At 39.0% G+C, this 11,314-nt stretch carries 6 protein-coding genes; 1 reads left to right on the top strand and 5 read right to left on the bottom strand.

The genetic code is table 11. The features are described 5' to 3' along the window. Nucleotides 1–257 precede the first annotated feature (257 nt). On the bottom strand, nucleotides 258–563 hold the full coding sequence (locus ACFE6N_RS14800; RefSeq protein WP_378937651.1) for a hypothetical protein: 306 nt from the start codon (nucleotides 561–563) through the stop codon (nucleotides 258–260). 255 nt (nucleotides 564–818) lie between these two features. On the opposite strand from ACFE6N_RS14800, the gene ACFE6N_RS14805 reads away from it, so the two are divergent. Further along, nucleotides 819–1,073 carry a hypothetical protein gene (locus tag ACFE6N_RS14805; protein ID WP_378937653.1) on the top strand — a complete coding sequence of 85 codons (255 nt, stop codon included), beginning with the start codon at nucleotides 819–821 and terminating at the stop codon, nucleotides 1,071–1,073. 160 nt (nucleotides 1,074–1,233) lie between these two features. Here the strand turns inward: ACFE6N_RS14805 and ACFE6N_RS14810 are convergent, their stop codons facing one another. From ACFE6N_RS14810 to ACFE6N_RS14825, 4 genes are read right to left on the bottom strand one after another with little or no spacing between them, the layout of a single operon-like run. Further along, nucleotides 1,234–2,979 (bottom strand): RagB/SusD family nutrient uptake outer membrane protein, encoded by a 1,746-nt coding sequence (locus ACFE6N_RS14810; protein ID WP_378937655.1) that lies wholly within the window; start codon nucleotides 2,977–2,979, stop codon nucleotides 1,234–1,236. A gap of 11 nt (nucleotides 2,980–2,990) precedes the next feature. Beyond that, entirely contained in the window at nucleotides 2,991–6,080 is a 3,090-nt protein-coding gene (locus ACFE6N_RS14815) for a SusC/RagA family TonB-linked outer membrane protein (RefSeq protein WP_378937658.1), read from the bottom strand. Between the two features lie 13 nt (nucleotides 6,081–6,093). Continuing rightward, nucleotides 6,094–7,803: a RagB/SusD family nutrient uptake outer membrane protein gene (locus ACFE6N_RS14820; protein WP_378937660.1), complete on the bottom strand. Its 1,710-nt coding sequence runs from the start codon at nucleotides 7,801–7,803 to the stop codon at nucleotides 6,094–6,096. Nucleotides 7,804–7,807: 4 nt separating this feature from the next. Beyond that, nucleotides 7,808–10,750, bottom strand: coding sequence for a SusC/RagA family TonB-linked outer membrane protein (locus tag ACFE6N_RS14825; RefSeq protein WP_378937662.1), 2,943 nt, complete (start codon nucleotides 10,748–10,750; stop codon nucleotides 7,808–7,810). Nucleotides 10,751–11,314: the final 564 nt, after the last annotated feature.

Consider the following 11,314-nt stretch of genomic DNA (forward strand, 5'->3'; position numbering starts at 1 on the left):
TTGTTTGGCAACATCACCCAGACTAGATCCGCCTCATATACAGTTTCTGTTCGTAAGCCCCCATATTTGCCGCCGACTTCCTTCAGATTCGCAGTCACCCACGACACCCTTGTCTTTAGCTAACACTGCTATGTCTATCTCATATATATTATGTTTTAAATGTGAAGTATTGAGGATAATCACATATCAATTTCGCCTTTAAATTTTCAAAGGCTCTAATCATAGGATTGTTGAAAAGGTCATATTTAAAATTTTGTCTATAAAGTATCTGGTACTTTATTCCTGTTTTTGATCCAGCGAACTAGAATCCGGATTAAACTGAACAAACCAAGTATAACAACACTAGCAAAGATTGAACTACTTATTTGATATTGTTCAATTTTGTTTGGCTTCAAAGCACCAATGATAATTGCTGCCAGTACCCATACCACAATAAACACCTTGTACCATTTTACATTTGCACCAAAAACACCTTTCAGGAAAAAGTATATTGATGAACCGATGACTAAAGCTAACGCTAATGCTTCGGCTAACAGTAGAATTATTGGTTTGTATGAATCCATTCTAATAAAATTTTAAGAGATGATCTGTTAGCTAGTAGTGAAAATTATCATGTTTTCTGGGAATAAGTTCAGATCTCTATTTTAAGATTGCTTGCGAGTGTATACAATGCAAATTTTCCTTCAGTCAAATCTGTTGGAATCTGTAACTTGAGATGCGATGTCGGTACCCCAGTTTTTTGAGATATATTCTCTAAAAGTCTATCTACTCTAACCGTATTAAAGTCATGATCATAAGCTTCGATTACTGATTTTTTTTTGCTGATTTCTTTTCCATCGACCACAATCCGTTCTGAAAAGATATTATATACGTTAAGAATAAGCAAAATCAAATTTCAGGAAACCGAGATCGAGATCGACAAAGCCATCAGTAAGTCTATACTTAAAAACCACTTGGACGAAATTCTTTACTTTTTTGGGGCTACACCCTATTCTGTTGTTATTATCGAAGATCTTGACCGATTCATACAGGCAGAGATTTTTACCAAGCTTAGAGTGTATTTGGCCATATAAAGACTTTTGCTGAGTCATCCATCATAATTTTATATCGATCTAAAACCTGAAATATAATAATTGAAGTAATAGTAGCAGAATGTCATATTGGAAGGGATTGGCACCTACCTTGAAGGCAGGTGCCGAGGAAATCAATATCAATCCAGGACGATTTATTTAATCAATATCCTGGGTTCTGTACCATAGAAGGCATTTTCGATATCTCTACCTGAGGAATAGGCATCAAATAATTCTGTGGTTTAAAAACATGTAATCGAATGGTATTATCAACCTTATAAGTGAAATTATTACCTATTTTGGTGATAACCATCGCGGTATTATAACCATTATTTACAGCCTCAGCTATTTTCCATCTCCTGATATCATTCCAGCGATGATCTTCGTTCATTAGTTCTATTCTTCTTTCATTTTGGATAAAAGCCCTCATCTCATCAACGCTCATATTGGCTTTCATACCATACATACCATCTGCACCTGCATCAATCCCGGCTCGTTTTCGAATTGCAATGAGTTTAGGATAGGCCAAAGCAGTTTGTCCGGTTTCATTGATGGCCTCTGCATAGTTGAGTAAGATTTCAGCGTATCTCATCAATGGCCAGGCCCTTTCGGTTACGAACGAACTGTTGGCTGAAATATTTTCATCGCACATTTTGCGGCTATAATATCCGGTAGTGGTAGGACCTGTCTTGGTAGATGAAACGTATCCATCAGAAGCGGCACCATCGAAGGTATTTACAGCGATCTTTGTACCTGTTGTTGTGCTGTAATACAGTGAGCCGTTATAGATAATGGAATATCCAAAACGCGGATCACGGTTAACATAAGGATTACTGGCAACAAAGCCTGATGTTGGATCGTAAGTTGATTTTCCATTTTTCATTGGAAAGGACCTGGCCAGTTGCTCTGTCGGTTGTGAATTTTTAGCACCCCCTCTTGATGGCGGATTATAGTACCCTTCAAAATCTCTGTTGGTTGGCCTTTGCATGGCAAAAATCTGTTCGGTATTGGGATACCTTTTCAAAAATGTATTGTAGAATCCATATCCGGGTGCCGTTACATTATCTTCCATCAGGGAATAATAATTGGTATTAATTACAGCTTCTGCTGCTGCAGCAGCTTTTTGCCAGTAGGAAACATTATATGAAGGGTAACTTACTGTGGCAGCCAGGGCTCCCGTAGCGATAGATCCTCCATTAAATAACGGGCTTGCAGCGTATAATAATATCCTTGATTTTAAAGCCAGGCAGGCACCGCGGGTTGCCCTGCCAAAATCCTGTTCTGCATATTCAGTTGGTGCAGGAAGTATGGCCGCAACAGCGTCAAGTTCCCCTACAACATAATCTACCGATGCCTGAAAACTTGATCTAGGAAGATCAATCACATCATTAATGCCATAAACATTGTTTCCAATCAATGGTACACCACCAAAATTAATCAGCAGAAAATGGTAGTACCATGCCCTTAGGTAGCGGGCTTCAGCAGCCATCCTTGTTTTTAAGGGAGCACTTAACGGCGTACCCGGAAGCTTGGCTAAAAACAGGTTCACTTTCCGTATATTGGCATATGGCGTAGACCAGAAATCAGGAACAGCCCCCTGGCTGAAAAAATTATTGGGTGAAATTGTACCATTGTACATAATTACTGCCGACTGACCAACGCCTGAATAGGCATATTCCGCATCATCGGTAGCCATTTCCGTATTCCCGTGCGAGCTGAACCTGCCTTTGTTAAAACTGTATCCTATTCCGCTATAGATGTTCGTTAAAAAGCCTATTGTTTTTACGCTATCGGTAAAAATTGATTCTTCAGTTTCGCCTGTACTTGCCTGACCATCTAAAAAATCGGTTGATTTTTTACAAGATGTGTATACGATTACAAATACCAGTATTATAAAAATCTTTTTCATATCTGTTTTCACTAAAATGTAACACTTAAACCAAAATTTAGCATACGCTGAGGCGGATATTTAATCCTGTCCTGACCGGAATTTGATTCTGGGTCAAACTGATATCTTTTTCCCAGGTTGGAAAAAGTTAACAGGTTATAACCATTTACGTATGTACGTATCGATTGAACCTTGATCTTATCCAGAAAACTTTGTGGCAACGTGTAACTAAATTCTGCATTTTTTAAGCGAAGGTAATTACCTGAAACGGCCCAGAAAGTAGATGGAAAGGTAGAAGGGCTGCTGATCCCTGGATTTAAACTTAGCAACGGATATTGTGCATTATCACCGATTTCCGGTGTCCAGCTGTTTTGGTGTACAGACGTTAGCTTAGAAGAGAAAGCCTGTATTGCCTCGGCAACGCCCCTTACCTGGAAATTCGTCGCCGCCTGGAAAAGCAGGGTTAACCCAAAGTTTTTATAATTAAAACTTAGATCTAATCCATAGTTGGTATTTGGAAGATTTGGCTGGCCAATATAAGCCTGATCATAAGAATCTATCTTGCCGTCACCATTCAAATCTGCATATTTTAAATCTCCCACCCTTGGTGTAACAATTGGTACCGGGCTGGCAGCAATATCTGCGGCAGAAGTATAAAATCCTATCCACTGATAAAGGAAACCAGCTCCAATACTATTTCCGGTAGCCTGCTGGTAAGCAAATGCCTGTTTGGGCTCATCTCTGAATAAAATTTTATTTTTAGCATAAGAATAGTTTGCTCTTACAGAATAACCAAATTCTCCGATGTTATCACGGTAAGATAACTCAATTTCACCACCCTGGTTCTGAACCCTGCCTAGGTTTACAGGCGGCAGCCCTACACCAAAGATGGAGGAAACGGTTCCCCTGCTGGTTAAAATATCATATCGCTCGTTTTTGAAAAACTCTACGGAGCCTGCTAACTTGCTTTTAAATAAAGAGAATTCCAAAGCCAGGTTGAGTTTTTTTTCTTTTTCCCAGGTCACATCATTATTACCAAGGGTACCTTCATAATAGCCCGGATAATTGTTGCTTCCCGTTCCGAAGTTAGCATCCCCGCCACGATAATAATTTTGCTGATAGTAATAAGCAAAGTTGTCACCTATCCGGTCGTTACCAACCAGACCATACGAACCTTTAAGCTTTAAGAAGTTGATAAATTTAATATTGTCTTTAAAGAAGTTTTCTGACGAGATATTCCATCCTACTGATGCTGCCGGGAAAAAACCATATTTTTTAGATCCCACAAAAAGGTCAGATCCGTTATACGCATTGTTGAACTGGAACAAATATTTATCATCATAATCATAACCCACCCGGCCTGAATAGCCTTTAAAATTGTTGGGAACAAAGTTATAAACCGGATTTGGATTATATTTGATAACTGAGTTGGTGTTCATCAATGCCAAAGCATAAACATGGTGTTTGCCAAAACTGCGATCATAATTCAGATGAATCTGAGTAGTTAAATTTCTAACCGTACTCCCCGGACTGTAACCAAGAAAGTATCTTCTAACCCTGTAAATATTAGGATCTCTTGGTGCATAAGTATTATTTACAGGGTCATAAATAAAGGAAGGAAACTGATCCCTGGTCATACTACGGGTATAATTATGTGTACTCGCATAAGAAAGCACACCCTTAATGGTTAGGCCTTTGGTGATAAAATCTAGTCTTTGCACCGCATTAGCTACCAGGTTCATATTATTTTCAAAACTCCTGCTATAGCCATAATGCGCAATCCGGCCTACAATATTGTTCTGGTTATAATTTGGATTTTCATCTCTTTGCCAGGTGCTGTAGCCATAACTGCCATCCGGATTGTATATAGGATAGGCCCAGGGCGCCAGTGAGGCGAAACTTACATAATCATAAAATAAATCGTTATAACCAAACGCACTGGCAATGTTGTTGTTATTGGTGATGGAAATGTTGCCATAAAGATCCAACCTGAGATCGAGCGTTTTGGTTGCTTTAATATCAAGGTTTGACCTATAATTATACCGGTTGTAATAAAAATTTGAATTTACACCATTATCAGCACTGTAATTCTTCAACAAACCATCCTGAACCAGGTAACCACCCGAAACAAAATATTTTACTTTTTCAGTCCCGCCATTAATATCAAAGTTCCCTTTTGCTTGCGTGCTGAAGTCTTTAAAAAGTATCTTTTTCCAATCGTTATCGGGATGGCCATACGGGTCAGATCCATCCTTAAATTTTTGAAGGTCATCTGCTGTCCATCTGGGTGTCAAACCGTCGTTTGCTCTAGCCTGGTTATACAACAGGGCAGTTTCGTAAGAACCTAAGAAATCAGGCATTATGGTTGGCTGCATGACGCTGAACTCATTTCTCAATGAAATTTTTGGCTTACCCATTTTTCCTCTTCTTGTCGTTACCACCACAACGCCATTGGCTCCTTTCACCCCATATATAGCTGTTGTAGCCGCATCTTTTAAAATACTTACATCTTCGATCTCATTTGGATCAAGCAATGAAAACTGGGCAGCTGAATATTCAATATCATCTACCATAATCAATGCCTGGTTTGAGCCTGAATTATAAGAGCTGACCCCCCTGATAAAAAATTCTGCTCCGTCTGCACCCGGTCTGCCCGAACGTTGCTGAGAGAAATAGCCAGGCAAACGACCAACCAGCGTATTCTGTAAACTTGCTGATGGGTTTTGCCTGATTGTTTCACCAGAAATTGTGCTGATTGAACCTGTAGTGGTAATTTTTTTTTGCTTTCCATACCCCAGTACAACTACGTCTTCAAGATTATTATTATCAATTTCCAACCGTACATTTAACGTTCTGCGCTGATCAACATTAACAGTTTGTGTAACGAAACCAATATAGCTGAACTGTAAAACACCACTTTTTCCTTTAAGTGTTATTTTATATTTTCCATCACTATTAGTGAGAACAGCATTGGCAACATCTTTCTCTTTAACAGATACACCGACTAAAACGCCCACATTATCTCTTACCGTACCTTCTACGGTTATTGTTTGTGCTTTAGCGAAATTTATACTTGCTGTTAAAAACAAAAACAGCAATAATTTATGTATGTAAATCTTCATATTTTGTTGTTTTTTACCAGCCTTCATTTTGAATCAGTTTACTATTTTTAACAATCTCTGAATACGGTAGCGGCATATGATAAAGTTTATTGGTAAACAGCAGGTTAGCTGCCGGCTGCGTCTGATAAGTGAAAGTGTTATCGGCATTTTTTGTAATTTTAACGCCGTTAACATTTGTGTTTAAAACTGCAGGAGCAATTTTCCATCTTCTCACATCCCAAAAACGATGTTCTTCAAATGCAAGTTCAATTCGCCGTTCATTAAATATGAGCGTGCGCAGATCACTTTGAGTAACGCCTGTAGGAATACCGTATCTGGCATTTGCACCTGCTGTTATACCTGCTCTGGCCCTGATTAATTTTAATTGGGTAACTGCATCTTCAGTTCTTCCCATTTCATTTAAGGCCTCGGCATAATTTAAAAGGATCTCCGCATACCTGAAAAGTATAAAATTATGCGATTGATTGGTGTATGCTGTATTATTGGAAAAATCAGCCATAAACTTACGGACATAAAAACCAGTTTTTGTTTGAATGGTTGTACCACCAGGCTTATCTAATCCACCTTCGAAAGTCTGCACCCCTCTTCTTAGCCAGGTTGCACCATTATAAAATATGGTTGAGTAAAACCTGGGATCTCTATTAAGATAAGGATTAGCCGGATTATATCCTGAAGTGGGCGAAGTACTGTTTATTGCCAGGCCATTATTCATAGGAAATGCATCCACCAATTCTGAAGTGGCACTTGTTCTTCCTAAACTTAAAGCAGGTGTCGCGTATCCTGATGGTGCATTGATGGACTCTATGTTAGAATTAGTTGCACCCTGCTTATTCAATATCACTTCAGTATTCCTGTTCACCACAAACACATTATTAAAGGAAGGTTGAAGTGCATAATATCCCATACCAATCAGTTCTTCTGAAGCATCAATTACCTTTTGCCATCTGGATGCATCATAAGTAGGATAGCCTGTCAATGCTTTTATGTTCGCATTAGTTTCAAAACCACCTCCATTAAAAAGCGGACTCGCAGCATAAAGGTAAGTACGGCATTTCAATGCAATGGCTGCGCCCCTGGCTATTCTTCCCCAATCGGATGTACCATAGTTTGCTCCCTTTTCCAATCTTAAGCTATCTTTAATTGCATCACATTCAGAAACAATATAATTCACACACTCAGCATAGTTATTCCTGGGAATTTCAAGGTCATCTTCTACCGTAAAAATTTTATTTCCAACAAGTGGTACACCTCCGTACCTTTTCACGAGTTCAAAATACATCAGGGCCCTGATAAATCTGGCTTCCGCTTTCCAGTATTGTTTGGTGATTGCCGCCATAGGTACTTTATCAATATTGCTGAGAAAGATATTAGCCGCTCTGATACCTGCGTAACTGTTTCCCCAGTACGGATCAGGATTGTTGACTACACTGATTCTCCCATTTGTATAAAATTCTACCTGGGTATTGTTCCTTGATGGAATGGCATCACCTGAAGCAGCATCAAGATAATCACCGTCAATGCGGTTAAATCCTGTAGGAATGTAAGTGTAAACGCTATTAAGGAAAAAACCAGCCACCGTAGCATTTTTATCCTGATCATCCCATACCAAGTCTTCTCTGATCCAATCACGTGGTTCAGTTTCAACTTTCTTGCAGGCACCCAGAACAAGCAGCCCGAATAAAGAAAACAAAAGGATAAATCTGTTATAATAAGTTACTTTCATATTTTTAAAGCTTAATGTTAATACCCAGGTTTATTAATCGCTGAATTGGATAGGCGCCGTTATACACCTCCGGATCAACACGATCATAAGCGGATAAGGTTAATAAATTAGTGGCACTTGCAAATATTCTTGTAGATTGCAAACCAATTCTTTGAATCAACTTATTGGGAAAAGTGTATCCTAACTCAATATTTTTCAACCGAATATAATTTCCTGATCGCATCCAATAGCTTGAAAATGCCTGGTTATTGATATTGGCTCCAATACTTAAGCGCGGATACGTGGCATTCGGGTTTGAAGGTGTCCATCTGTCGAGATTATTGTCCCAGGCCTGCCCCAGTCCGTTATTCTGGAATGCCCATTCACTGTTTCCTGAAACGTAGATCGTTCTGTTTAATGCCCCCTGAACCAAAGCACTGAAGTCAAATGATCTAAACTGAAAGCCAAGGGTTGTACCAAAAAACAAAAGGGGTTTTAACTGGCCAATAGGTGTTTGATCAAACTGATTGATAAGGCCATCTCCGTTCAGGTCCCTGTATCTGATATCTCCGGGTTGTGCAACGTACCCTTCCAATCTTGCACTTGCGTTAATTTCTGCCTGAGACTGAAATAAACCGTCGGCAATATAACCAAAGCTCTGACCAACCCTTTGCCCTGTTCTTCTCATCCATGAAAAAGGTTGATTTACTTCATCCATATCCACCACTTTCGAGTCCTGTATATTAAAGTTACCGGAAAGAAAATAGCTAAAATCTTTACCTACCTGCTGTTGCCAGTTCAGGTTAAAGTCCCAGCCATTGTATTGGTATCTGCCAATATTCTCATTGGGAAATGTTTGTCCTAAAATTGCTGAATTCTTTCCTCTTTGCATCAACAAATCGGAATATCTGTTATCATAATATTCGGCTTTGAAACCAAGTTTATTACTTAACAGGGTACCTTGAATACCGAGGTTTAATTTCTTTGCCTGTTCAAAAGTGATAAAAGGATTAGCCAAGGGCTGTTCGAAAATACTGGTTTGTGAACCAGGGCTGGATCCGAAATAAGCTGCGGGTCCGTCAAAATATCGTTGTATGTAGCTGAAGTAACCTGGGTTATCATTACCGTTCTTACCATAAGATGCATATAATTTCAAACCATTAAGCCATTTTTTATTGGCAAGAAATTCTTCACTGGTAATATTCCATGACACCCCTACGGCCGGAAAAAAGCCATATTTAAAATTACCTGCAGGAGGGTAATAATTAGAACCATTGTAAGCAAAGGCCATTTCAAAGGTATACCTGCTGTCATAAGTGTAAGCTGCCCTGCCTGCAATACCTTTTATCGTGTAAGGCAGATCGGAATCAGTAACAGAATTATCACGATTTGCAAAAGCTACAGCGCTGATATCATTTTTTCCGAATGTGCGGTCATATCCAATCTTAAACTCCATGTAATCTGCCCTGGCCTGGTAACTAAGGGAGTTACCGTTAGCCTGTGTTCCATTGTTTCCGTATTGGGTGTAAACATTGGTGCTTGGATTGTATGCAAACGAAGCAAATGATTTGCCACGAAGGATATCTTCGGACAGTGTTGAGTATAAGGAAACTGAAGCCCTGATCCATAAACCCTTGGTGATCTCATCAAGTGTTCTTTTGATAAAAAAATCGGCAAGAACATCACGCTTATAGTTTGCGGTGTAACCAGAATTTACGGTTTGTCCATAAATATTAGTTTGGAAATTGGCTGATGTGCCATAGGTGCCGTTAGGATTGTAAACCGGATAAGCATTATTTGGGGTAACCAACAGGCTGTTTAAAATGGCCTGTGTACTGCTACCAAGGTTAGATAAACTAAAACCCGGACCATTTCCGTTTAGTATCCGCCCTAATAGATTTACGCCGGCTGACAGTTTTGAATTGATCTGCAGATCGATATTAGAACGGATAACATAACTTAAAAATTTATTATTCGTATCATATTTGTTATCGGCAGAGGTTTGAAAAAAACCGCTCTGGTTTATATGTTCCAAAGCAACAAAATATCTACCCCAATTATTGCCCCCTGAAATATCCAGTGAATACTGATCGAAGCGTGTATTTTTTTTAAGTATCTGGCTTCTCCAGTCTACATCAGGATGACCAAAAGGATCTGATCCTGTAGCATAAGCAGTTAAATCACTTTGTGTATAAGGCTGCGTTAGGCCATCATTTTTGGCTGCCTCGTTGTAAAGTGTGGCATAATTAAAGGAATTCAATGCTACAGGCTGTTTCAATGGATTTTGAAACGCAGTCTGTGCTTTGAATGAAATGGTCTGTTTCCCTTTAGAACCTCTCTTGGTGGTGATCAGTAAAGCGCCATTAAATCCCTTAACACCCAACATTGCAGTAGAAAGGGCATCTTTTAAAACGGTTACAGATTCTATTTCATCTAAGTTGATAATTGAAAAACCTCTTGGAATTCCATCAATAATCAAAAGAGGTCCTCGACCTCTTAACGATAGCGATGACCCGTCTGCACCAGGTTGACCAGAGCTCTGCAACGCATATAAACCTGATAACCTACCCGTTAGTGCAGTACTGAGTGAGGTAACAGGCATTTTATTTAGATCAGAAGTATATACAGCATCTGTTGATGTTGCTGTATGAAGTGGATTGGCAACCACACCAAAAAGCAATCTGGTTTCTCTTTCCTGTTTTAAAGCTACATTTTTTGAATTAATGATAATTGCGTTCTCTGCCAAGTTTAAAATTTTATACTGGTAAAATTCTTTAGCGTTCAGGCTAAGCAATAATAAGTCGTCTTTCTGGGCAGAAATGGAAAAAATGCCATCTTTATCAGAAACTGAAGTTGATCCGGTACGTTGGACTTTTACAGTTACCCCCCTCAAAGGCACCTGATTTTCGTCAAAAAGTGTGGCGGTGAATTTGGTCGTATCCTGTTGAAACGCGAATTTGGTTTTCACAGCGCTCGCCTTATAAAAAAGTCCAAGACTAAAAATACAGACCCACAAAAGTATTCGTAAAATTTCTTTCATCGTTATTCGGTTAGTTTTTGTTGTTGTTTTGAATTTTTAACAGTTGTAATCAGACATTATCTGATTGGCTAGAAAGATTTATCTTTCCAAAAGACGGTAATTAGTTCGCTCATAATTAAGTTTGGTTTTAACGGGTCAACATTTTCTGAAGATTGGATTCCTGTTGCCAGTTTGGATCGGCAGCGGAATCTCATCCATAGAGAACATCCCCTGGTTAGTTGCAGCAAATAAACGTTAATACCACGATTAAAATGATGGGCAATACAGTATTTTATGGGGGTTAAAACGTGATTTTAAGCATTTTTAGAAGCCTTAAGCGAATTTGAGCAATTTCAATGTGGTAAAGCCCATGCACTGTTATGAATCCATAAAAGTTGTCGGTTATGCATGTGCAGAATGGAAATAGCTTTTGGGATGGAATTGTTCATATACAAACACATCTGTCTGACCGAAAGTTTCTTATAACTATTCAATTGGAATAGCTATAAGAAA

Source organism: Pedobacter sp. BG31, from assembly GCF_042464845.1.
GTDB classification, from domain to species: domain Bacteria; phylum Bacteroidota; class Bacteroidia; order Sphingobacteriales; family Sphingobacteriaceae; genus Pedobacter; species Pedobacter suwonensis.